Origin of the sequence: Citrobacter sp. C348, from assembly GCF_047467975.1 — a bacterium.
Classification (GTDB): Bacteria; Pseudomonadota; Gammaproteobacteria; order Enterobacterales; family Enterobacteriaceae; genus Citrobacter; species Citrobacter gillenii.
In genome coordinates this window covers 219,061-241,350 of the sequence record NZ_JASJUJ010000005.1, presented here as the reverse complement: position 1 = coordinate 241,350, position 22,290 = coordinate 219,061, and the positions used below count along the sequence as shown (strand labels likewise).

General features: G+C 52.9%; 20 protein-coding genes. 11 read left to right on the top strand and 9 right to left on the bottom strand.

From position 1 onward, the window contains the following. Positions 1–49: 49 nt before the first annotated feature. Both csdE and csdA read right to left on the bottom strand, forming a co-directional pair. A complete protein-coding gene (gene csdE / locus QNN86_RS12235; protein WP_414211173.1) occupies positions 50–484 on the bottom strand; it encodes a cysteine desulfurase sulfur acceptor subunit CsdE in 435 nt (144 codons plus the stop codon). Then, entirely contained in the window at positions 484–1,689 is a 1,206-nt protein-coding gene (csdA, locus tag QNN86_RS12230; RefSeq protein ID WP_414211172.1) for a cysteine desulfurase CsdA, read from the bottom strand. The genes csdE and csdA overlap by 1 nt, the downstream gene beginning before the upstream one ends. Positions 1,690–1,881: 192 nt before the next feature. Here csdA and QNN86_RS12225 point away from each other — a divergent pair, with 192 nt between their 5' ends. The 4 genes from QNN86_RS12225 (at position 1,882) to rlmM (ending at position 4,896) form a co-directional block, all read left to right on the top strand. After that, on the top strand, positions 1,882–2,109 hold the full coding sequence (locus QNN86_RS12225; RefSeq protein ID WP_181617745.1) for a YgdI/YgdR family lipoprotein: 228 nt from the start codon (positions 1,882–1,884) through the stop codon (positions 2,107–2,109). A gap of 362 nt (positions 2,110–2,471) precedes the next feature. Beyond that, entirely contained in the window at positions 2,472–3,389 is a 918-nt protein-coding gene (gene gcvA / locus QNN86_RS12220; protein ID WP_096755874.1) for a glycine cleavage system transcriptional regulator GcvA, read from the top strand. A gap of 18 nt (positions 3,390–3,407) precedes the next feature. Further along, positions 3,408–3,803, top strand: coding sequence for a DUF423 domain-containing protein (locus QNN86_RS12215; protein ID WP_096755875.1), 396 nt, complete (start codon positions 3,408–3,410; stop codon positions 3,801–3,803). After that, positions 3,796–4,896, top strand: a complete 1,101-nt coding sequence (rlmM, locus tag QNN86_RS12210; protein ID WP_096755876.1) for a 23S rRNA (cytidine(2498)-2'-O)-methyltransferase RlmM — start codon at positions 3,796–3,798, stop codon at positions 4,894–4,896. Before QNN86_RS12215 ends, rlmM begins: the two co-directional genes overlap by 8 nt. Before the next feature lie 27 nt (positions 4,897–4,923). On the opposite strand, the gene fucR is transcribed toward rlmM, so the two are convergent. The 4 genes from fucR to fucI form a co-directional block, all read right to left on the bottom strand. After that, entirely contained in the window at positions 4,924–5,658 is a 735-nt protein-coding gene (fucR, locus tag QNN86_RS12205; protein ID WP_181617744.1) for an L-fucose operon activator, read from the bottom strand. Positions 5,659–5,715: 57 nt separating this feature from the next. Then, on the bottom strand, positions 5,716–6,138 hold the full coding sequence (fucU, locus tag QNN86_RS12200; RefSeq protein WP_181617743.1) for an L-fucose mutarotase: 423 nt from the start codon (positions 6,136–6,138) through the stop codon (positions 5,716–5,718). Between the two features lies 1 nt (position 6,139). Next, positions 6,140–7,558 carry an L-fuculokinase gene (gene fucK / locus QNN86_RS12195; protein ID WP_414211171.1) on the bottom strand — a complete coding sequence of 473 codons (1,419 nt, stop codon included), beginning with the start codon at positions 7,556–7,558 and terminating at the stop codon, positions 6,140–6,142. 97 nt (positions 7,559–7,655) lie between these two features. Further along, a complete protein-coding gene (fucI, locus tag QNN86_RS12190) occupies positions 7,656–9,431 on the bottom strand; it encodes an L-fucose isomerase (protein ID WP_181617741.1) in 1,776 nt (591 codons plus the stop codon). A gap of 464 nt (positions 9,432–9,895) precedes the next feature. On the opposite strand from fucI, the gene QNN86_RS12185 reads away from it, so the two are divergent. The 7 genes from QNN86_RS12185 to fucO all read left to right on the top strand — a co-directional run bounded on the left by QNN86_RS12185 (position 9,896) and on the right by fucO (position 18,067). Further along, entirely contained in the window at positions 9,896–11,395 is a 1,500-nt protein-coding gene (locus QNN86_RS12185) for an ATP-binding cassette domain-containing protein (RefSeq protein WP_182269241.1), read from the top strand. A gap of 3 nt (positions 11,396–11,398) precedes the next feature. Further along, positions 11,399–12,382 (top strand): ABC transporter permease, encoded by a 984-nt coding sequence (locus QNN86_RS12180; protein ID WP_096755882.1) that lies wholly within the window; start codon positions 11,399–11,401, stop codon positions 12,380–12,382. A 73-nt stretch (positions 12,383–12,455) separates the two neighbouring features. After that, positions 12,456–13,406, top strand: a complete 951-nt coding sequence (locus tag QNN86_RS12175; protein ID WP_182269242.1) for an ABC transporter substrate-binding protein — start codon at positions 12,456–12,458, stop codon at positions 13,404–13,406. Positions 13,407–13,460: 54 nt separating this feature from the next. Beyond that, entirely contained in the window at positions 13,461–15,041 is a 1,581-nt protein-coding gene (locus QNN86_RS12170; protein WP_414211168.1) for an FGGY-family carbohydrate kinase, read from the top strand. A 64-nt stretch (positions 15,042–15,105) separates the two neighbouring features. Beyond that, complete coding sequence (locus QNN86_RS12165) at positions 15,106–16,104, top strand: LacI family DNA-binding transcriptional regulator (RefSeq protein WP_414211167.1); 999 nt, start codon at positions 15,106–15,108, stop codon at positions 16,102–16,104. Positions 16,105–16,243: 139 nt separating this feature from the next. Then, complete coding sequence (fucA, locus tag QNN86_RS12160; protein WP_096755886.1) at positions 16,244–16,891, top strand: L-fuculose-phosphate aldolase; 648 nt, start codon at positions 16,244–16,246, stop codon at positions 16,889–16,891. Between the two features lie 27 nt (positions 16,892–16,918). Continuing rightward, positions 16,919–18,067 carry a lactaldehyde reductase gene (gene fucO, locus QNN86_RS12155; RefSeq protein WP_182269245.1) on the top strand — a complete coding sequence of 383 codons (1,149 nt, stop codon included), beginning with the start codon at positions 16,919–16,921 and terminating at the stop codon, positions 18,065–18,067. Positions 18,068–18,151: 84 nt separating this feature from the next. On the opposite strand, the gene xni is transcribed toward fucO, so the two are convergent. From xni to QNN86_RS12140, 3 genes are all read right to left on the bottom strand, one after another. Further along, positions 18,152–18,907, bottom strand: coding sequence for a flap endonuclease Xni (gene xni / locus QNN86_RS12150; protein WP_182269246.1), 756 nt, complete (start codon positions 18,905–18,907; stop codon positions 18,152–18,154). A 166-nt stretch (positions 18,908–19,073) separates the two neighbouring features. Further along, on the bottom strand, positions 19,074–20,441 hold the full coding sequence (locus tag QNN86_RS12145) for an L-serine ammonia-lyase (RefSeq protein WP_181617735.1): 1,368 nt from the start codon (positions 20,439–20,441) through the stop codon (positions 19,074–19,076). Positions 20,442–20,491: 50 nt separating this feature from the next. Next, positions 20,492–21,781, bottom strand: a complete 1,290-nt coding sequence (locus tag QNN86_RS12140; RefSeq protein WP_096755890.1) for an HAAAP family serine/threonine permease — start codon at positions 21,779–21,781, stop codon at positions 20,492–20,494. Between the last annotated feature and the right edge of the window lie 509 nt (positions 21,782–22,290).

Here is a 22,290-nt window from a genome sequence, read left to right as displayed (position 1 = left end):
ACCTACGGTGCGTGTGGCGTTGTAGGCCGGATAAGACGCATCAGCGTTGCTATCCGGCATCCTGAACTGCCCCAATGAGCGCATTCAACCCCTGGCTGCGCGAGGCGCTAAGCTGCGCGCGTAAACCCAATTCATCAAAGAACACCATTGGCGAATGCGTCTGTAACTCGGCGGCGGTTTTGCCCTCGACGGCGGTGAGTAAAACCGCCAGCAGACCGCGCACGATACGTCCTTCGCTGTCGCCAAAAAAATGCAGGGTGCCATTATCCTGCAGGGTATACCCCAGCCAGACGCGGTTTTCGCATCCGGCAATTTCTTTGGCCTGTGCCTTCAGCGCATCCGGCAGAGCCGGAAGCTGCTTACCGAGCAGGATCAACTGACGGTATTTATCTTCCCATTGGTTGAGTGGGATAAAGGTATTGCGTAACGTCTCTTCGGTGACGGTTGTGCCAAACGGGTGTCCGGCGAGCAGAGGAGTTGTCATTAATCCACCAATATTTCCAGCGCGCGGTCAACGGCTGTGACCAACGCATCCACATCACTTTTGCTATTATAAGGTGCAAATGAGGCGCGCAGGGTACCGGATACGCCAAGTTCTGCCAACAGCGGCTGTGCGCAGTGCTGCCCGGCACGCAACGCAATGCCATATTCGGCCAGCAGCGTGACCATGTCGCTGTGGTGCACCCCGGCGAAGTCAAAGGCTAACAGGCTGGAATCCTGGCAGCGGAAGGAGCGAAATCCTGGCCGTTTTGCCAGCGCATCTTCCGCCAGCGTTGCCAGGCCGCGGCTCCAGCTCTCGGCCTGTACAATGTCGATATCCGCCAGCCATTCCAGCGCCGCGCTCAGGCCGATGACTCCGGCCACGTTAGGCGTACCCGCTTCCAGCTTCCACGGTGCTGCCTGAGTGGTGAACCCCTCAAAGCTGACTTCGCTAATCATCTTCCCGCCGCCGAGCCACGGTGACATGGCTTCCAGTAATTCAGGCTTACCGTACAGCACGCCAATGCCGGTTGGACCATACAGCTTGTGGCCCGAGAAGGCATAGAAATCAATATCTAACTGCTGAACGTCGGCGGGGAAATGCACCACGCCCTGGGCGCCGTCTACCATCACCACCATTCCTGCCGCGTGGGCAAGTGTAATCGCGCGCGCTAAATCCGGGCAGCCGCCGGTGACGTTAGACATCTGTCCCAGCGCCAGTATGCGACTACGTGGGGTGATGAGCTCGGGCAAGCGCTCAACGTCAGGAAGTAACTGCGCGTTGAGCGGCAGCCTGATGACCTGTGCCCCGGTTTGCTGGGCGACCATCAGCCACGGAACGAGATTGGCGTGATGTTCCGCCACGCTAACGATGATCTCATCACCCGGCTGCAAACGTGGGCGCGCGTAGCTTTGTGCCACCATATTGATGGCCTCCGTCGTTCCGCGGGTCCAGACGATGGTTTTGTCATCCGGTGCGTTGATCAGACGGGCGACTTTTTCCCGTGCGGCCTCATAGCGGGCGGTCAGGCGCTGGGCTTCGGCAAACTGGCTGCGATGGACGTTCCCGGCGCTCAGGCTATAAAACTGGTGGGTTGCCTCAATCACCGCCAGCGGTTTTAGCGCTGTGGCGGCACTGTCGAGATAGACGCCAGCATCATTGAGTGCGGGAAACTGTGCGCGAAACTGCGCGGGGTTAAAAGCGTTCATGGTATTCCTCAGTTCGATACACCGATCGTGGCGCAAAAAGGGCGCTGGCACAAGGGTAACCCTAAGCATCGGAATCCTCTGGATATCCTGGTGAAATCAGACCAGTGTCTTATGCTGTATATTGTTAGGCGAATATTTTTGCCTGTTATGGAATTCGTTTTATCTAGCATAAATCGCTTTTAGGAGAAGAATATGAAAAAGACTGCCGCCATTATCTCTGCCTGTATGCTGACTTTTGCCCTGAGCGCCTGTTCTGGTCCGAACTATGTAATGCACACCAACGATGGTCGGACAATCGTGTCTGATGGTAAGCCAAAGACCGATGATGAAACGGGAATGATTTCGTACAAGGACGCTAACGGCAACAAACAGCAGATTAACCGTACTGACGTGAAAGAGATGGTAGAACTGGAGAACTAGCCGCTCGGCCATCGATAAAACGCAGACAAAAAAAAGCACCGCAAATTGGCGGTGCTACATTAATCACTATGGACAGACAGGGTAAATGTACAGGAAGTGAAAAAGGGTAGCTTTGCTACCATGGTCTGAATCGCAGACCAATTGCAAACACAACAACACAACATCACAACCGTAAGCCAAAAGCCCACCAGAACACGCATTCCGATAAAACTTTTCGTTCCGGCTTCAGGAAGTGCCGCCACTATAGGTATTTGCTGGTAGAACCTCAACGGACAATTTATAATGGCTCAGATTAAAAAAACTAATAGGTTACAGCCTGTTAGATAACTGTTAAATTCATTTAACATCAAAGCCTAAAAGTCATGTCAAAACGATTACCACCCTTAAATGCGTTACGTGTTTTTGATGCCGCGGCGCGTCATTTGAGCTTTACTCGCGCAGCAGAAGAGCTTTTTGTGACGCAGGCCGCAGTAAGTCACCAAATCAAGTCACTCGAGGATTTCCTAGGGCTGAAGCTGTTCCGTCGACGCAATCGATCTCTTCTGCTGACGGAAGAAGGCCAAAGCTACTTTCTCGACATCAAAGAGATTTTTTCGCAATTAACCGATGCGACGCGTAAACTTCAGGCACGCAGTGCAAAAGGCGCGCTTACCGTCAGTTTATTGCCCAGTTTTGCCATTCAATGGCTGGTGCCCAGACTCTCTAGCTTTAACTCAGCTTATCCGGGAATCGACGTCAGGATCCAGGCGGTTGACCGTCAGGAAGATAAACTGGCTGACGATGTTGACGTGGCGATTTTTTATGGTCGCGGCAACTGGCCTGGCCTGCGCGTAGAAAAATTGTACGCAGAATATCTGTTGCCGGTCTGCTCTCCTTTATTGCTCACCGGTGATAAACCGCTGAAGACGCCAGAGGATCTGGCAAAGCACACGTTATTGCATGATGCTTCACGTCGCGACTGGCAGGCCTATACGCGCCAGCTTGGGTTGAATCATATTAACGTTCAGCAGGGACCTATCTTCAGCCATAGCGCCATGGTGCTACAGGCTGCCATCCATGGACAGGGTGTCGCGCTGGCCAATAACGTGATGTCGCAATCAGAAATTGAAGCGGGCCGCCTGGTTTGCCCGTTTAATGATGTGTTAGTCAGCAAAAACGCGTTTTATCTGGTTTGTCATGACAGTCAGGCAGAACTGGGTAAAATAGCCGCCTTCCGTCAGTGGATTCTGGCGAAAGCGGCCACTGAACAAGAAAAATTCCGCTTTCGTTATGAACAATAATTTACGTAGGGTATGACCATGACCAGCCGTTTTATGCTGATTTTTGCCGCCATAAGTGGCTTTATCTTTGTTGCTCTGGGCGCGTTTGGGGCTCACGTGCTAAGCAAAACGCTTGGCGTTGTTGAAATGGGTTGGATCCAGACCGGTCTTGAGTATCAGGCGTTTCATACGCTGGCTATTTTTGGTCTGGCCGTCGCCATGCAGCGACGTATCAGCATTTGGTTCTACTGGAGTAGCGTGTTCATGGCATTAGGCACCGTGCTGTTTAGCGGTAGCCTGTATTGCCTCGCGCTCTCTCATTTACGCCTGTGGGCGTTTGTTACCCCGGTCGGCGGTTTCAGCTTCCTGGTAGGTTGGGCGCTGATGTTAGTGGGTGCTATTCGATTGAAACGTAAGGGCGTTAGCCATGAATAAGGTTGTATTGTTGTGTCGCCCGGGTTTTGAGAAAGAGTGCGCCGCAGAAATTACGGATAAAGCAACGCGCCGGGAAGTGTTCGGCTTTGCCCGCGTGAAAGACAATGCGGGGTACGTGACTTTTGAGTGCTACCAGCAGGGGGATGCTGAAAAGCTCGTCAAAGAACTGCCGTTTAGCTCGCTGATTTTTGCTCGCCAGATGTTTGTTGTCGGCGAGTTGCTGCAATATTTACCGCCGGAAGACCGCATTACGCCGATTGTTGGCATGCTGCAGGGCGTGGTGGAAAAAGGCGGCGATCTGCGTGTCGAAGTGGCTGACACCAATGAAAGCAAAGAGCTGGTTAAATTCTGCCGTAAATTTACCGTTCCGTTGCGCGCGGCGCTGCGCGAAGCGGGCGTGCTGGCAAAGTATGAAACACCAAAGCGCCCGGTTGTCCACGTGTTCTTTATTGCGCCGGGCTGCTGCTACACCGGCTACTCGTGGCCTGACAACAATTCGCCGTTTTACATGGGCATTCCGCGTCTGAAGTTCCCGGCCGATGCGCCGAGTCGCTCAACGCTGAAGCTGGAAGAAGCGCTGCATGTCTTTATTCCGGCCGATGAGTGGGATGAGCGTCTGGCAAACGGCATGTATGCGGTGGATTTAGGCGCCTGTCCTGGCGGCTGGACCTATCAGCTGGTCAAACGCAACATGTGGGTTTACTCCGTGGACAATGGTCCGATGGCGCAAAGCCTGATGGATACCGGACAGGTTACCTGGCTGCGTGAAGACGGATTTAAGTACCGTCCGAATCGTAGCAACATTTCGTGGATGGTTTGCGATATGGTGGAAAAGCCGGCGAAAGTTGCCGCGCTGATGGCGCAGTGGCTGGTCAATGGCTGGTGTCGTGAGACGATTTTCAATCTCAAACTGCCAATGAAAAAACGCTACGAAGAAGTGTCGCAAAACCTGGCGTATATTCAGGAGCAGTTGGATGAACACAACATCAATGCGCAGATTCAGGCGCGTCAGCTGTACCATGACCGCGAAGAAGTGACCGTGCACGTGCGCCGTCTGTGGGCCGCCGTGGGGGGGCGTCGCGACGAGCGATAAGACGCTCAGGCCGGATGACGCATATGTTTATCCGGCCTGGATTACCGCACCGTCTGCCTGCTGTTCACCCGAAATAATATGCGTGACCTCCTCCAGATGCCCGATCCGGGCCTCGCCAGAACGATCTAACTTACTTTTATCGAAAAGCAGCAATGACTGTGATGCACGCTTGAGCAGAATAGATTTGAACTCCGCGTTGCGGCTGTTGGAATCCCAAAGCGTGCCGCTGCTGTCGATCCCGGCACAGGAAAAAATAAACAGGTCGATGTCGAGAGGTTTCAACTGAGAAATGAGCGACGGATTAACGTAGCAACCGTCCTTACGCTCCAGCCTGCCGCCTGAGCAGATGAGCTGAATATGTTCACGTTTGCCCAGCTCCTGGCAAATGGGCTGACTGTTGGTAAACACCTGGATGTTGATATCCGGCAACTGTCGGGCCAGATACCAGCAGGTTGAACTGGCGTCCAGGGCGATCGTCATGCCTGCTTCTATCCATGTCAGTGCTTCCCGGGCGGCATCGGCTTTATGCGCATGATGGCTGTTACGTCGAATGTGAAACGGGTCGCCGCTGTTCTGGTTTTCCCGCCGAATGACCCTGGCGTATCCGTGGCTGCGCAGGACTTTGCCCTGGGTTTGTAGTTCGCTGAGATCGCGGCGGATTGTCTCTTTGCTGACGTTCAACTGCAAAGACAAGGCTTCGGTGGTCAGGTTTTGATGGTGAATGAGCAAGTCTACTATCGCCTGCTGGCGCGCCGCTTTCATAATCCGATCCTCATCATTAGATGAATGCCCGCCCCAGGCAGGCATTCCGATCAGAGATTACGGTGTTACGCCTTTTTTCAAAAGAATATTTCCGTACTTTGCCCGCTCGCCGGTGATCACGACAGCAAACGCCTTTTGCGCCCGCTCGTAGAACGCATAGCGATCAATGCGCGTGATATCCGGGCCGCCCGTCGGCAAAGAGAGCGCATCGCGATAACGCGCTTCGACGCCTGGGTCGAGTGAATCCCCTTCAACGGGCGCCATCATCACCAGCGGTGGGGCGTAGCTGTCCAGTTCAAACAACGGAATAATCGCCTGCAGCAGGGCGTCGACCTGCAGGCCGTCGGCGCGGATCACCTGTGGCCCCATGCTGTGCGCGGGGAAATGGGCATCGGAAAAGATAATTTCATCGCCGTGACCCATTTCAGCCATCACTTTCAGCAGGTCGGGGGAAATTAAAGGCGAAATCGTTTTTAGCATGTCACTCGACTCCTGTGAGTTCGGGTTCAGTTTGCGGATAGAAGTAACGGTACTGGTAGTGCACCTGGGCGCGAGCCTGCTCCGGTGAAGAAAATTCGCCGACGCCTGACCAGCCAAACATTGCCGCACCGGCGACGGTGGTTTCGGCATCATCCAGCACTTTTATCGGGATACCCAGAACGTTGGCTTTGATCTGATTCCACAGCGCGTTACGACTTCCCCCGCCAACCAGCAGCAGCTCTGTCGCCTGGAAGTGACCGATGGTCTCCAGTGTCTGTAGATTTTGCCGCAGCTGTTGAGTTAATCCCTCCAGCGCCGCACGGTAAAAGTGTCCTCGGGTGCTGTTCAGCGTGACGCCGTGCCAGCCCGCGTTCGCGCCGGTGAGCAGATCGCACTGCATTTTTACCCCATCGGCCCCAGCCGGAATGGCGCTGGCTTCATCGATCAGCGTTTGCCACGGCGTATCGGCAGTCCACAGTAGCTTGCGTACCCATTCGAGGACGCCGGAAGCCAGCCATTGCATGCCGGGGTTATACAAACCAGCGTGGCTGTCCAGCTCGCAGGTGGAACCGGAATAGTGGCTCAGCAGGGGGGTATTCACCTGCGCGCTGCGCACCATCAAAATTTCCCATGTGCCGGAGGATAGCACCGGCTCGTCCGGCTGCGCGCCCGCGCCAAAGAGGGCGAACTGTGTATCATGCCCGGCGGAAATGACCGGAATGCCCGTTGGTAGTCCGAGCAATGTTGCCGTGGCGCTTTGCAACGTCCCAATGTGCTCGCCTGCTTCGACGAGGCGGGGAAACAGTCGGCGTGGAATGCCGGCTGCCTGCAAAATGTCGGGGCTGAACTCTCGCTGATGGATATCCAGCAGCTGGCTGGTGCCCGCCATGGTGATATCCGTCGTGAATTCACCGGTTAAGCGATGATTAAGCAGCGAGGAGATAAATAGCCAGGCGTGCGCCCGTTCCAGTAATTGCGGGTGGTTTTCTTTGAGCCACACCAGTTTATACAGGGTGTTAAAGCTGAAGGCGCCGACGCCGGAGATGTCCTGCAACTGCTGTGGTGTCATCAGGCGGCTGATATTGGCCATCACGGCGGCAGTGCGTGGGCATTTCCAGCTGATTACCGGATAAAGCAGTTCGCCATTTTCATCAACCAGCGCGCCGTCTACGCCAAACGTGGTGACGGTAATCCCGCGGATTTGGCGGGTAGAGAGTTCAGATGACAGGCGGTGGCAGCAGTCGGCAAAGCGTTGCAGAATGGCATCCAGGGACCACTGATGCCAGGTGCTGTTTTCTGAGGCGATATCACTGGCGTTCGGTGTGGAGGCGCGGGCAACGATTTTTCCCTGACGGTCAACGGCAATGGCCCGCACGTTGGTTGCGCCACAGTCGAGGACCAGTATAACGTCTTGTTTCATAGCCACTCCAAATGTTGCCGGATGGCGCTGCGCTTATCCGGCCTACAAATTTTACAGTTGTAGGCCCGGTAAGCTTGCGCCACCGGGCAACGTCGCATTAACGCTTATACAGCGGGCCGTAGTTCTGGCAGGCGCGATAATCCTGACCTTCACTGTCCATACCGTGTGCAGCCCAGGCTGAAGGACGATAGATTTTTTCTTCCTCTACGTTGTGCATACACACCGGAATACGCAGCATGGCGGCAAGGGTAATAAAGTCTGCACCCACGTGACCAATCGTCAGCACGCCGTGGTTCGCACCCCAGTTCGCCATTACCGAGTAAACGTCGCTGAACGGACCTTTACCGGTTAAGCGCGGAGCAAACCAGGTGGTTGGCCAGGTGGAGTTGGTGCGGGCATCGAGCTGGTCGTGCATGTCTTTCGGTAATTCCACGCTCCAGCCTTCGGCTATCTGCAGCACCGGTCCCAGACCTTTGATGATATTGATACGGGTCATGGTGAACGGCACGCCGCCTTCGGTCAGGAAGCGAGAGGAGTAACCGCCGCCGCGGAAGTATTCATGAATAGCTGGACACCATTCGGTTGCCGCCAGGCAATCATCCACCTCTTGCTGTGAGATCTCCCAGTGCGGTTTCATGGTGGGTTTGCCATCGCTGTCACGCTGTTTACAGGAGCCGTCCAGCGCGGCAGATCCGGAGTTGATCAGGTGAATAATACCGTGCTCGGCAAGGCCGGTCAGCGGTTGGCCGGTGACGCGTTGCACCGCTTCCGGCGACCAGTAGGTGCGTACATCGGCAAACACTTGCGCGGTGCCGGTAAGCTGGCGGCCAAACAACATTGCCACGCCGTTCAGACTGTCGTTTTCGGTGGCGACCACATACGGTTCACGCACGCCATTCCAGTCAAATGAACTGTTTAGCAGGGCTTCGGCGGTGTCGCCGTTCGGGTATTGATCGGTCCAGTGACGCTGACCCTGGAAGCCCGCGGCAATGGCGTTGTAGCCCAGAGACTCTTCTACCAGCCCTTTTTCAGCCAGCGTCTTGTTACCCTGCATCATGTCGCGGATGCACATTGCCATCAGCAGACTTTCTTTCAGTACGGCGCGGCTTTGCTCTTCGTTGCGTTTGTACTGCTGGGCATTCTGATCTTCGCCATAGCGGAAGTTTTTGTCCGCCCACGCCAGCGCAATCTCCAGCTCGGTTTCGTCATAGATTTTTTGGTCAATACGACGACGCAGCTCGGTCATATCAACCGGCTGAACCTTCATGCCCAGCCAGGATTCAAAGAAGTTATGATCGACGATGGATCCTGCGATCCCCATTGAAACGCCACCCACGGACAGATAGCTTTTGCCTTTCATGCTGGCCACGGCCAGGCCCGCACGGCTAAAGCGCAGCAGTTTTTCTTCCACGTCGGCAGGGATGGTGGTGTCACCCGCATCCTGCACGTCATGACCATAAATCGAGAAAGCAGGCAGACCTTTTTGGTTATGTGCAGCCAGCGCCGCAGCCAGATAAACAGCGCCAGGACGTTCCGTGCCGTTGAAGCCCCAGATGGCTTTTGGACGCATTGGGTCCATGTCGATGGTTTCACTGCCGTAGCACCAGCACGGGGTCACGGTGATCGTCACGCCGACATTTTGGCGACTGAATTTTTCTTCGCAGGCGGCGGATTCAGCCATCCCGGCAATGCAGGTGTCTGCAATCACGCACTCAATCTGTGCGCCGCAGGCGTGACGAAGTTTCTCGGTGATAAGCGCGGCAGTGGCTTTCGCCATATTCATGGTTTGTTCTTCGAGCGACTCACGTACACCCATACGACGCCCATCAATCACCGGACGAATACCGATTTTCGGTAAACTCATTTTGTTCATTCGAGGTTCCTCATCTCACTTTATGCCGTGCTGCAAAAGCGGATAGAGGACACCACTGTCGCAGTTGGCTGAATTTTTCATTTTTGCTAACTCGAGTTAGCTTAGGTATCAGCGAGTTTTTTGCACAACTTTTTTGTTGTGGAACTGTGAGAGGCTTCACGAGAAGTGGTTGAAATTCGATCTGCGTCAAATAAATAAATGTCCGTATTTAAGTTAATTTTCTTTTTAATTAATGAGATACAATAAATTGTCTGTCCAGTGTCACAGTTTTAAACCAAATGATTTGGTTATTTTTTGCAGCTAAAATAGCTTTAAAAGGCAATCGCTAACTCGAGTTAGCAATAATCAAAAAACGTATCTACGCTTTTAAGAAGTATTCGCATTAACGGTGACGATGGCTCCCTGGTAACGCTGTTTTCGCCTGATTTACCGACTGTAGTTTCTGTATATTGAGGAAAGCAGCAATGTCCGAAACATTTTTACAGATGAGTCATATTACGAAACGTTTTCCCGGCGTATTAGCGTTGAGTAATGTGGATTTTGCGTTACGAAAAGGGGAAGTTCACGCGCTGCTTGGCGAAAATGGCGCGGGGAAATCCACCTTGATGAAAATTTTATCCGGCGTTTATCAGCCGGATGAAGGTAATATTATTTTTGAAGATCAATCTGTTTCATTCGCGAATCCGTTAAGTGCACAAAAAGCCGGGATCACGATTATTCACCAGGAATTTAATTTATTCCCAGAGTTAACGGTTGAAGACAATATCTTTATTGGCAGGGAATTTTGCAAAAATAACCGCTGGCGTCTTGACGAGAAACAACAGCGCCAGGCAGCTATCGATATTTTGCAAAAATTGAACCTGAATATTGCGCCAGATGCGCTGGTTGCCGATCTTACCGTCGCTCAACAACAAATGGTTGAGATTGCCAAAGCTATATCGGTGAATGCCAAAATTCTGATTATGGATGAACCGACGGCGGCGCTGACGGAAACGGAGATCGACAGTTTATTTCAGGTTACCCGTTTGCTGAAAGAGCAGGGTACCGGCATTGTCTATATCTCGCACCGTCTGGAAGAGTTGGCGTTAATTGCCGACCGCGCGACCGTGATGCGAGACGGTCAGTTTATTGCTACCGTCGATTATGACGCGGTAAAAATCAGCGACTTAATTGCCATGATGGTTGGGCGTGACCTCGGGAATATTTATCCGCGTCGTGAACCCTTGTCTCAGCATAAACCGGTGCTGGAAGTGAGCGGCCTGACGCGCAAAGGGGTACTGAACAACATCGACTTCACCCTGCATCAGGGGGAGATTTTAGGTTTTGCTGGTCTGATGGGCGCAGGACGTACCGAACTGGCGCGTGCCATTTTCGGCGCAGACCCCATCGATAGCGGTACCATTACGCTAAACGGTAAGGTCACCGTGGTTAAAGATATCCCTGACGCAATCAAACAGGGGATCAGCTATTTAACAGAGGACAGAAAAAAAGAAGGGCTGGCATTAGGGTTGTCGGTTGAGCGCAATATTATGCTGGGGAATTACCCGGAGTATTCCGATCGCTACGGCAATGTTGATAGCAAGCGCTGTCAGCAAACCAGCCAGGAGCAGGTGAAAGCCCTGCGAATTAAAACGCCACACCTTGAACAGGCCGCATTAAATTTAAGTGGTGGTAATCAGCAGAAAATTATTATTGCCAGATGGGTGTGTAAAGACACCGATATTCTCATCTTTGATGAGCCTACGCGCGGCATTGACGTGGGGGCCAAACTTGAAATTTATGAATTGATGAATCGACTGGTGGCAAAAGGGAAATCAATCATCATGATTTCTTCTGAATTACCGGAAGTGCTGGGTATGTGCGATCGCATTTTAGTGATGCGTAATGGCCGTATTACCGGTGAGTTAGCTTCTGATGACGCCACACAAGAAAAAATCATGCAATACGCGACGTTAGAGGATTAATTTATGACTATCTCTGTAACCTCTTCAGACAGCAATAATAAGAAAATTAAAATTAACAAAGAACTTTTAATGCGCCTCGCGCCGCTTTTTAGTTTGATTATTCTGGTGATATTTTTCAGTTTTGGATCGCCATTTTTCTTTAATACTGAAAATATTATGACCATTGCCCTGCAAACCTCGGTCATTGGCATCATGGCGATTGGCGTTACCTTCGTCATTATCACCTCCGGGATCGACCTTTCTCTCGGTTCCGTGGTGGCCTTTTCAGGCGTAGCGGTCGGTATCTGCGCCACGCTGGGGTTGCCGCTGCCGATTTGCATCCTGGCTGGCGTGTTGGCCGGTGGGCTGTGCGGTTATATCAACGGGCTGTTGGTCACCAAAATGACCATCCCGCCCTTTATTGCCACGCTGGGCCTGATGATGTCCGTCAGAGGGATCAACATGGTGATGACCGACGGTCGCGCGATTTACTTTGCTGATTACCCTGGCTTCAAAATGTTGGCACAGGGCCGCCTGTTCGACGTGCTGCCTTATCCGGTCTTTTATCTGGTGGTGGTGGCGCTGATCGCTGCGTACATCCTGAAGAAAACGGTGATTGGTCGCTATGTTTATGCTGTGGGCAGCAATGAAGTTGCAGCACACCTGTCCGGAATTAAAGTCCAGCGCGTCAAAATCTTCGTCTACGCCTTCTGCGGTCTGCTAACCGGGATTGCCGGGGTCATTCTTGCTTCGCGTCTGAACTCCGGTCAGCCAACGGTTGGTGTGGGTTATGAGCTGGAAGCGATTGCCGCGGTGGTGATTGGTGGTACGAGCCTGATGGGCGGGATCGGCACCATCGGCGGCACCATTATCGGCGCATTCATTATGAGCGTGTTGAAAAATGGCCTCAACCTGATGGGCGTCTCCCAGTTCTGGCAAATGGTGGCAATGGGTGTGGTGGTTATCGCGGCGGTTTATCTCGACACATTACGCAAAAAAATTCGTTGATTTACGCTCCCGGAAGTTGCGGGGCATCATAACCCTGACGTTTAGGGTGACTCACTCAGAACGGAGTACAACAATGAAAACCAGGCATTTTGTCTATGCGTTATCCCTGCTGGCCTGCATGACTTCCAGCGCGTTGGCTAAAGATATGAACCTTCCTGTGGTCAGTAAAGGCTTTCAGCATGAATTCTGGCAAACCGTAAAAATGGGGACCGAAGCGGCAGCGAAAGAGTTGGGTGATAAAACCAGCTATGTAGGGCCGGCGGATGAAACGCAAATTGCTGAGCAGATTCAGTTGGTTGAAAACGCAATGGCGCAAAAACCTAACGGACTGCTGCTGGCGGCGTTAGATGCCAATGCCCTCGCACCGCTGGTGGAAACGGCCAATTCACGGGGTATTAAGGTTGTGACCTTTGACTCTGGCGTGAATTCCGACATTCCGGTCAGCTTTGTGGCTACCAATAACCGTAAAGCCGGCGCAGAAGCCGCCGATGCGCTCGCCGCTGAAGTGGGCAGCAAAGGGAAGGTCGGTATTATTGCGCACGTGGCCGGTACCTCTTCTGCAATCGAGCGTTCGGAAGGATTTATTGCCCGCATGAAGGAAAAATATCCGGATATCAAGGTACTGCCTGTTCAGTACAGCGACGGGGATCCGCAAAAAGCGATGGATAAAACCATCGATATGATTCAGGCCAACCCGGATATTGCCGGGATCTATGGCACTAACGAAGGTTCAACACTGGGTGTGGCGAACGCCATTGATAGTCAAAACCTGAAGGGCAAAGTGAAGGTGATTGGCTTTGACAGCACCGAAGCGATTATTGCCTTCCTGAAATCCGGCGTTATCCAGGGCTTTGTGGTGCAGGATGCTTACCAGATTGGCTATCAGGGGATCAAAACGCTGAATGCCGCCGTGTCGGGTCAGTCTGTGCCAAAAGAGATTGATATCCCGGTTAAATTCGTAAATGCGAAGAACATTGATACGCCGGAAATCGACAAATTATTACATCCATTCGGTAAAAAGTAGGACCGTTGGGGGCGACACGTTCGCCCCATTTTTAGCCAGTGTCAGGGAGTTACTATGAGCAGTGGATATTTCCTCGGTGTGGATGTCGGTTCCGCCAGCGTCAGGGCCGGTGTCTTTGATGCCAACGGTACGCGGCTGGCCTTTGCGACATTGCCTATCTCGCAGTTTCGACCCGGTCCGCAGCGGGTAGAACAATCATCCGCTGAAATCTGGCAGCAGGTGTGTCATGCGGTGAAAGATGCGGTGTCGTCAGCGGGGGTTCCCGTCGAGGAAATTCGTTCACTGGGATTCGATGCCACCTGCTCTCTGGTTGCTCTCGATGAACAAGGACAAGGGTTGGCGGTTTCACCCGGTGAATCGCCAGACCATAACATCATCATGTGGATGGATCATCGCGCGGCAGACGAGACCAAACGCATTAACGCCACGCAGGATCCCGCCCTGCGCTATGTTGGCGGCGAAGTCAGCGTCGAAATGGAATTGCCTAAAGTGCTGTGGCTGAAGAATCATTTTCCTGCGACGTGGGAGCGCGCGCATCGATTCTACGATCTGGCGGACTTCCTGGTCTGGAAAGCGACCGACAGCGATGTCGCGGGTCTGTGCACCCTGACCTGTAAATGGAACTATCTGGCGCACGAGCAACGTTTTAGTCATTCGTTGCTCGATGCCGTTGAATTAACAGATTTACTCAGCAAAATCCCGTCGCGTATTTTACCGCCGGGGGCCGCCGTTGGTACGCTCAGTCCTGAAGCGGCACAGGCGTTGGGACTGACCACGCGTGTTGTGGTTGCCAGCGGGATGATTGATGCGCACGCGGGCGGTGTGGCGCTGGCCGGTGCTCAGCCTGTGGGAACGCTGGCGTTGATCAGCGGCACGTCAAACTGCCATATGCTGTGCAGCGAAGAGGAAATTCATACACCGGGCGTATGGGGACCATACTGGTCCGCGATGCTGCCCGGCTACTGGCTGACCGAAGGCGGGCAAAGTGCCGCCGGGGCGTTAGTCGACTGGACGCTTCAGGAGTCAGGCGCCAGTGCTGACCTGTATCGCAAGGCCGAAGCGCGGGGTTGCCATCCGATAGTATTGGTCAATGAATGGGTGGCTGCACTGGAGGAAAATGAGGTGGAACCAGGGCGCAACCTGCATGTGTTGGCCGATCATCATGGCAACCGCTCACCGCGTGCGCAACCGGACGCTCGTGGCAGCGTATGTGGCTTGACCCTTGAACGTGGCGAGCGGCAGGTTGCTCGCTTGTATCTGGCAACATTACAAGCGATTGCCTGCGGTACGCGGCATATTATGGAAGTGATGCGTGAAAATGGACACACCATTTCTCGACTGACGCTGTGCGGGGGGGCAACGCACAATCCGCTGTGGCTACGCGAGTATGCGGATGCGACCGGATGCGATATCCATTTGATGCAGGAAGAAGATGCGGTGACGCTGGGTGCGGCGATTACCGGTGCGGTTGCCAGCGGGGCGTGGGCGAATTTTCCGGCGGCTTGTCAGGCGATGGTGACGCCCGGTGAGGTTATCAAGACAAACCCTAAGCGTCAGGACTTTTATGCCCGTAAATATCAGGTGCATCTGACTATGTGGGGTCAACAGCAGGTGCTTAACCAACTGATGCAGTAAGACAAATGTTTAAAATACTTTTATGATTGTGGATGGACGTTTTGGATGTGAACTGGGGCATATAATGGCTAAAACAGTAGAACAGATAGCCAGCGATCTGAATTTATCGGTAACAACCGTGCGACTGGTGCTGAATGGGAAAGCTGAGCAATATCGTATCAGCGTTAAAACTCAAACGCGCATTAATGAATATGTTGAGCGTTATGGTTATGTCATCAACCATTCAGCGCGCAGCCTTAAACTGAATAAAACGGATACGCTGGGGCTGATTGTGCCCAATATTTCCAACGTCTTTTTTGCTACGCTCGCTGAAAAGCTTGAGCAACGCTGTCGTCGTTCTGGATATCAGTTAACGATTAGCTGTACTTATGATGATGTTGATTACGAGAATAAATTAACCAAAGCGTTAATTGCACGTAATGTTGACGGACTTTTTATTGTCCCGTCAACGCTCGAAAACCAGCAGCATCATTTACGCCAGGTTAGAAAACCGATGGTGTTACTTGACCGTGATTTTAAGTACACCGATAACGCGCTGGTAGAAAGTCATAATAGTTTAGGTGGCGAAAAGCTCACGCAAAGTTTGTTTGATGCGGGAAGATCGCCAATCTGGTTTTTAGTTGGCGATACCGGACTGCCCAGTATTGGCGACCGTTTGCAGGGATATCTTAACGCATTGAGTAATAATGGTATTTCACATCATGATTGGGTGCGTGAAGGCCCTGACAACACGCCAGATGGTGGTTACCGGTTGATGGAAAAACTGATCGCCGAGCAGGGCTGTCCTCAGGCGTTTATTGCCTCGTCATTACCGGTGCTGGAAGGGGCCATCATCGCTATTCGCAATCGTTTTGGCGTTATTCCACCTGATATTAATATCGGCACATTCGATGAACATCCGATGCTGGGGTTCCTCGCCAATAATGTCTGGTCAATGCAACAGGATGAAAATGTGTGGGCGGAAAAAGCCTTCGACATGATGATGAGTGCTATTGAAGACCAACCGATAAATGAAACGGTAAAAGTTCCGATGAAGTTAATTAAGCGTGTAAGACACAAATAATACGACGCTAAAAATAAATCAGCCAGGTTAATCTGAATAACTATTCAGTGGCTGCACATATCTGAAACCTGACCCGTCTTACTCTGCGGCTGTATTTTTCGCAATCAAGACGAGGGGAAACTGTACCCGGAGAATTATGATGGAAAGAATGCGTTTGTCGCGAGAAATCATTGAAACCTGCCTTGAAATGACCAGCCTGGGGCTGAATCAGGGAACGGCGGGAAATGTGAGTGCACGTTATGAAAATGGAATGCTGATCACACCTAGCGGAATTCCTTACGAAAGACTTACTGAAAATATGATCGTGTATGTAGATAACGACGGTAATTATGATAAAGGACAATTACCGTCCAGTGAATGGCGTTTTCACCTCGCGGCCTATCAGACACGACCTGAGGCCAATGCGGTCGTCCATAATCATGCGATCCATTGCACCGCGGTATCGATTCTCAACCGTCCTATTCCGGCAATCCATTACATGATTGCCGCGGCCGGTGGAAATTCCATTCCGTGCGCGCCGTATGCGACGTTCGGTACGCGTGAATTGTCAGAGCACGTGATCGTGGCGCTGAAAGACCGCAAAGCAACACTGTTGCAGCATCACGGGCTGATTGCCTGCGAGGCGAACCTGGAAAAAGCACTGTGGCTGGCCCATGAAGTGGAAGTTCTGGCCCGCCTTTATCTGAGCACATTAGCGATCGTCGATCCCGTTCCGGTGCTGGATGATGAAGAGATTGCCATCGTGCTGGAGAAATTCAAATCCTACGGATTACGAATTGAAGAGTAATTTCGCAAAGCGAAAAGGAGAAATACGATGGCGAACAGAATGATTCTGAATGAAACGGCATGGTTTGGCCGGGGAGCTGTTGGGGCGTTAACCGATGAAGTTATTCGTCGGGGATATCGTAAGGCGCTGATTGTGACCGATGCCAACCTGGTACAGTGCGGTGTGGTCGAGAAGGTGACATCGCGGATGGATGCGGCGGGGCTGGCGTGGGAGATTTACTCCGGCGTTATCCCCAATCCCACCATTACGGTGGTACAGGAAGGGCTGAGTGTCTTTGAGCAAAGTGGCGCAGACTATCTGATTGCCATTGGCGGCGGCTCTCCGCAGGATACCTGTAAAGCGATTGGTATTATTCACAATAATCCTGAGTTTGCCGATGTGCGCAGCCTTGAAGGCTTATCGCCTACGCGCAGGCCAAGCGTGCCGGTGATGGCGATCCCAACAACGGCAGGTACGGCGGCGGAAGTGACCATTAACTACGTGATCACCGATGAGGAAAACCGGCGCAAGTTTGTCTGCGTCGATCCGCATGATATTCCGCAGGTGGCATTTATCGATGCCGATATGATGGACGGTATGCCCGCGGCGTTAAAGGCGGCGACCGGCGTTGATGCGCTGACCCACGCGATTGAAGGTTACATCACCCGTGCGGCTTGGGCTTTGACGGATGCGCTGCACATCAAAGCCATTGAGATCATTGCCGGGGCGCTGCGTGGCTCCGTTGCTGGTGACAGCAAGGCCGGTGAAGCCATGGCGCTGGGCCAGTATGTTGCCGGAATGGGCTTTTCCAACGTCGGCCTGGGGCTGGTTCATGGTATGGCACACCCGCTGGGGGCGTTTTATAACACGCCGCACGGCGTCGCCAACGCCATTCTGCTCCCGCATGTGATGCAGTACAACGCCGACTATAGCGGGGACAAATTCCGCGATATCGCCCGAGCAATGGGCGTGAAGGTGGAAGCACTGACGCTGGACGAGGCGCGTAAAGCCGCCGTGGATGCGGTGTTTGCGCTTAACCGTGATGTGGGTATTCCGCTGCACTTACGTGATGTTGGCGTGCGTAAAGAGGATATCCCGGCGCTGGCGCAGGCAGCATTCGATGACGTGTGCACCGGTGGTAACCCGCGTGAAGCGAGCATCGGCGATATCGTTGAGCTGTACCACACCGCCTGGTAATTGCTTTATCCGGTCTACAGGGTTGCACGAAATGTAGGCCGGATAAGCGCAGCGCCATCCGGCAACAGCGCTATCGCCAAAGAACTACCGAACCAGGCGGAGCTGCTGTAGATTCCCGTCGATATGTAAGTCTGTTTGCAGCCGTGCGATATCGCGGCACAGAAACGCCATCTCCCGATGTTCTTCGAGCTTCTTGCGCCACTTTTCCGGTACGTCATCCAGATGTTCATACAGCGCTTCCAGCGTTGGGAACTGCGTCAGCAATTGCGTCGCGCTTTTGGGGCCAATACCGGCAACCCCCGGTACTTTTGAACTGCTTATTCCCGCCAGTCCCCAGTAATCCGGCAGTTGCTGAGGCTGTACGCCAAACTCTTTTTCGATGAACGGCGCATCCAGCCAGCGCTTCTGGAAATAGTCGCGAATACGCAGGGTCGGTGAGAGCAGTTGGCAGTAACCTTTATCGGTTGAGACGATGGTGGCCTGATGTCCGGCCTGGGTGACTTTCACCGCCAGCGTGGCGGCTAAATCGTCAGCTTCATTACCGCTGGAAACCCAGCAGCAGACGCCGCGCTGTTCGAAGGCCGCGCGTAAGGTCGGCATTTCGTGATGCAATTCGTCGGGCATCGGTGGGCGACCAGCTTTATAGTCGGGCAGCCGTTGGTGACGCCAGCCGCTGTTACGCGCCTCGTCATCAAACACCGCCACGGCGTGCGTAGGCTGGCTGTGCACGAGCAATAAATCGAGCGCGTGCTGGCAGGTCTCCACGCAGGGCGATCCCTGAACAGCGTGAATACGGCGGATGAGGTTCAGTGCATCGACAATGAGCAGATGGACGGCCACGGTGTTCTCCCTTACGAATCAGCCTGTAGGGTAACATTCACGGCGAGTGGAGGCGAAGATCTGAAACAACATTTTGCCGGATGGCGGCTGACGCCTTATCCGGCCTACAAATGACTACGGCACTGTAGGCCGGATAAGCTTGCGCCATCCGGCAATGGGTTGGGACTTAATCGCAGGTGACAACTTTCATCGCCAGGCCACCACGAGAGGTTTCGCGGTACTTGGCATTCATGTCTTTACCGGTCTCGTACATGGTCTCGATCACTTTATCGAGGCACACGCGCGGCTCGCTGGTACGGCGCAGCGCCATACGTGCGGCGTTAACCGCTTTGACTGAGGCAATAGCGTTACGCTCGATACATGGGACCTGAACCTGGCCCGCAACCGGATCGCATGTCAGCCCCAGGTTGTGTTCCATACCGATTTCTGCCGCGATGCACACCTGCGTAGGGCTACCGCCCAGCAGTTCCGCCAGACCCGCTGCCGCCATTGAGCAGGCCACACCAACTTCACCCTGGCAACCCACTTCGGCACCCGAGATAGAGGCGTTCATCTTGTACAGGGAACCAATCGCACTCGCGACCAGCATGTAGCGTGCCAGCGAGTTAGCGTTCACTTCGCGGATAAACTTGTCGTAGTAAGCCAGTACCGCAGGAACGATCCCACACGCCCCGTTGGTCGGGGCGGTAACCACACGCCCACCGGCCGCATTCTCTTCGTTCACCGCCAGCGCGAACATGTTAATCCAGTCCACGACCGCCATTGGGTCGGTGGTGGTTTTGTCACTGCTGACCAGCATGCGACGCAGCGCTGCGGCACGACGTGGCACGCGCAGTTTACCCGGCAAGACGCCTTCGGTGGTGATACCGCGTTCAATCCCGCTACGCATCACTTCCCAGACGTTAGCAAAGTGCTGTTCCAGCTCTTCTTTGCTGTGCAGGGCCAGTTCGTTTTGCATCATCAGACCAGAAAGCGACAGGCCGGTTTCCTGGCAATGTCGTTGCAGATCGGCGGCGGATTTGTACGGATAGGGCACGTTTACCGGCGAGTTGTTCGGCAGGCCGAAATGTTCTTCATCAACGATGAAACCACCGCCAATGGAATAGTAAGTCTGGCTGTAGAGGACTTTTTCGCCGGCCAGGGCGGTAATGCGCATGCCGTTTTCGTGCAGGGACAGATTGTCCGCATGGAAATTCATGCACTTATCGACCGGGAACTCCACTTCATGCTGACCGTCTGCCAGCAGCAAACGTCCGTGAGTATTCACATCCTGGATAAAGGACGGGATGGCATCGATGTCTACGGTGTCAGGCAGATTACCCGCCAGGCCCATAATAATCGCGATGTCAGTGTGATGGCCTTTCCCCGTCAGAGACAGAGAGCCGTAAACATCAACCACGACGCGGGTTACGTCAGTGAGTATTCCGCGAGCAATCAGGTCATCCGTGAATTGTTTGCCTGCTTTCATTGGACCCACAGTGTGGGAACTGGAAGGGCCAATGCCGATTTTGAAGATATCGAATACGCTAATCATGAGGCGTCCATTGTATAACGAGATGCGCCGCCCGTAGGCGGCGCAGGGGATTAACTAAACAGCGAGTAGAAAATAGCGGAGATGGCAATCAGACCCATAATCACAACGAAGACGTTGCTGATATGGCCGCTGTACTTACGCATGGCCGGGACTTTCTGAATCGCATACATCGGCATCAGGAACAGAATCATCGCGATGATTGGGCCACCCAGGGTTTCAATCATACCGAGGATGCTCGGGTTCAGCGTTGCCACGATCCAGGTGGTAACCAGCATGAACAGTGCAGTGAGTTTGTTCAGCTTGTTGACTTCGATGGATTTGCCTTTACCACGCAGGTGCTTAATCACCATACCGTTGAAACCTTCACGTGCGCCCAGGTAGTGGCCGAGGAAGGATTTGGTGATAGCGATCATCGCGATAATCGGTGCCATCCAGGCAATAATCGGTGCGTTAAAGTGGTTCGCCAGGTAAGACAGGATGGAGATGTTCTGCTCTTTTGCCGCAGCCAGATCCGCCGGGGTCAGGCTAAACACGCAGCTGAAGACGAAGAACATAACGGTCAGCACCATCATGATGTGAGCGAATGCCAGAATCTTGGAGCATTTCTTCTCTGCTTCATCACCGTACTCTTCACGCTTCGCAACGGCGAAGGAGGAGATGATCGGTGAGTGGTTGAAGGAGAATACCATTACCGGGATTGCCAGCCACAGGGTCAACAACAGGCCATTGCCAGTGGTTGCTGCGGAGTCAAAGGACAGGGTTTCCAGAACCGCACCGCTCCACTGAGGGATCAGGTACAGCGCCAGCAGCATCAGCGCTGCAACGAACGGGAATACCAGGATGCTCATCGCCTTCACGATCATCTGCTCACCGAAGCGCACGATGGTCATCATACCGATAATCAGGATCAGCGACAGGATGGCACGTGGCGGAGGCGTAATTGCCAGCTGGTGGGTCAGGAAGCTCTCGACGGTATTGGTAATCGCTACGCTATAAACCAACAGAATTGGGTAGATAGCGAAGAAATAGAGCAGCGTAATCAGTTTACCTGCGCCAACACCAAAGTGTTCTTCTACCACTTCGGTGATGTCTTCACCCGGATTTTTACCGGATAACACGAAACGGGTCAGACCACGGTGTGCAAAGTAGGTCATTGGGAAGGCAAGAATAGCCATGATGATCAGCGGGATCAGGCCGCCAACACCGGCGTTAATTGGCAGGAACAAGACACCCGCGCCAATTGCCGTACCGTAAAGGCCCAGCATCCACATGGTGTCAGTCTTGCGCCATGCGCTGCGGGTCTGGCCCGTAACGATAGTGCTGGTTTGCGTGTTTTCCATCTATTTCTCCTGGAGGAAGCTTAAAAAGTCAGGTTTGGGTTCAATCCACTGAAAAAAGACCCGACTGTAAAACGAATTCCGATTAGCGATTTTTTATATAATTTTTCGCCGTAATAATTTTCGGGCGGAAAGATACATTTAAGTTATGAATGTATCAGTGATCGGGATCTCAAATGCAATAATCCACTTTTTATGTGGATAAATTTGGACCATTAATCTATTAAAAAATAACCAAAGCGGATTTACGGGCGCGAAGGCTAGCATTAACGACATATGACGTGAAAGAGAACGCGAGAAGATACGAGTGTTACGCTGTAAAAACTGTCATTTTCAGTGGATTCTGGCAACTAATGATAATTTATAGCGATAAGTCACGGTCGAATTTGAAAGGTAAACGTTTGCGTGTTGAGGTTTTTTTGACTAAACATTATTGATGTTTATGTTATGAAGCGAGCTATGTGACTGGTATCACTAAAAAAGCCGGCTGGCTATGAGGCCAAAACCGGCTT

What these genes read in the sequence shown, in the direction of transcription:
- csdE (WP_414211173.1), bottom strand. Translation starts at nt 484, where the DNA reads ATGACAACTCCTCTGCTCGCCGGACACCCGTTTGGCACAACCGTCACC.
- rlmM (WP_096755876.1), top strand. Translation starts at nt 3,796, where the DNA reads ATGAATAAGGTTGTATTGTTGTGTCGCCCGGGTTTTGAGAAAGAGTGC.
- QNN86_RS12170 (WP_414211168.1), top strand. Translation starts at nt 13,461, where the DNA reads ATGAGCAGTGGATATTTCCTCGGTGTGGATGTCGGTTCCGCCAGCGTC.
- QNN86_RS12140 (WP_096755890.1), bottom strand. Translation starts at nt 21,781, where the DNA reads ATGGAAAACACGCAAACCAGCACTATCGTTACGGGCCAGACCCGCAGC.
- fucK (WP_414211171.1), bottom strand. Translation starts at nt 7,558, where the DNA reads ATGAAACAAGACGTTATACTGGTCCTCGACTGTGGCGCAACCAACGTG.
- QNN86_RS12225 (WP_181617745.1), top strand. Translation starts at nt 1,882, where the DNA reads ATGAAAAAGACTGCCGCCATTATCTCTGCCTGTATGCTGACTTTTGCC.
- QNN86_RS12185 (WP_182269241.1), top strand. Translation starts at nt 9,896, where the DNA reads ATGTCCGAAACATTTTTACAGATGAGTCATATTACGAAACGTTTTCCC.
- gcvA (WP_096755874.1), top strand. Translation starts at nt 2,472, where the DNA reads ATGTCAAAACGATTACCACCCTTAAATGCGTTACGTGTTTTTGATGCC.
- fucO (WP_182269245.1), top strand. Translation starts at nt 16,919, where the DNA reads ATGGCGAACAGAATGATTCTGAATGAAACGGCATGGTTTGGCCGGGGA.
- fucI (WP_181617741.1), bottom strand. Translation starts at nt 9,431, where the DNA reads ATGAACAAAATGAGTTTACCGAAAATCGGTATTCGTCCGGTGATTGAT.
- fucU (WP_181617743.1), bottom strand. Translation starts at nt 6,138, where the DNA reads ATGCTAAAAACGATTTCGCCTTTAATTTCCCCCGACCTGCTGAAAGTG.
- QNN86_RS12165 (WP_414211167.1), top strand. Translation starts at nt 15,106, where the DNA reads ATGGCTAAAACAGTAGAACAGATAGCCAGCGATCTGAATTTATCGGTA.
- csdA (WP_414211172.1), bottom strand. Translation starts at nt 1,689, where the DNA reads ATGAACGCTTTTAACCCCGCGCAGTTTCGCGCACAGTTTCCCGCACTC.
- fucA (WP_096755886.1), top strand. Translation starts at nt 16,244, where the DNA reads ATGGAAAGAATGCGTTTGTCGCGAGAAATCATTGAAACCTGCCTTGAA.
- fucR (WP_181617744.1), bottom strand. Translation starts at nt 5,658, where the DNA reads ATGAAAGCGGCGCGCCAGCAGGCGATAGTAGACTTGCTCATTCACCAT.
- QNN86_RS12215 (WP_096755875.1), top strand. Translation starts at nt 3,408, where the DNA reads ATGACCAGCCGTTTTATGCTGATTTTTGCCGCCATAAGTGGCTTTATC.
- QNN86_RS12180 (WP_096755882.1), top strand. Translation starts at nt 11,399, where the DNA reads ATGACTATCTCTGTAACCTCTTCAGACAGCAATAATAAGAAAATTAAA.
- QNN86_RS12145 (WP_181617735.1), bottom strand. Translation starts at nt 20,441, where the DNA reads ATGATTAGCGTATTCGATATCTTCAAAATCGGCATTGGCCCTTCCAGT.
- QNN86_RS12175 (WP_182269242.1), top strand. Translation starts at nt 12,456, where the DNA reads ATGAAAACCAGGCATTTTGTCTATGCGTTATCCCTGCTGGCCTGCATG.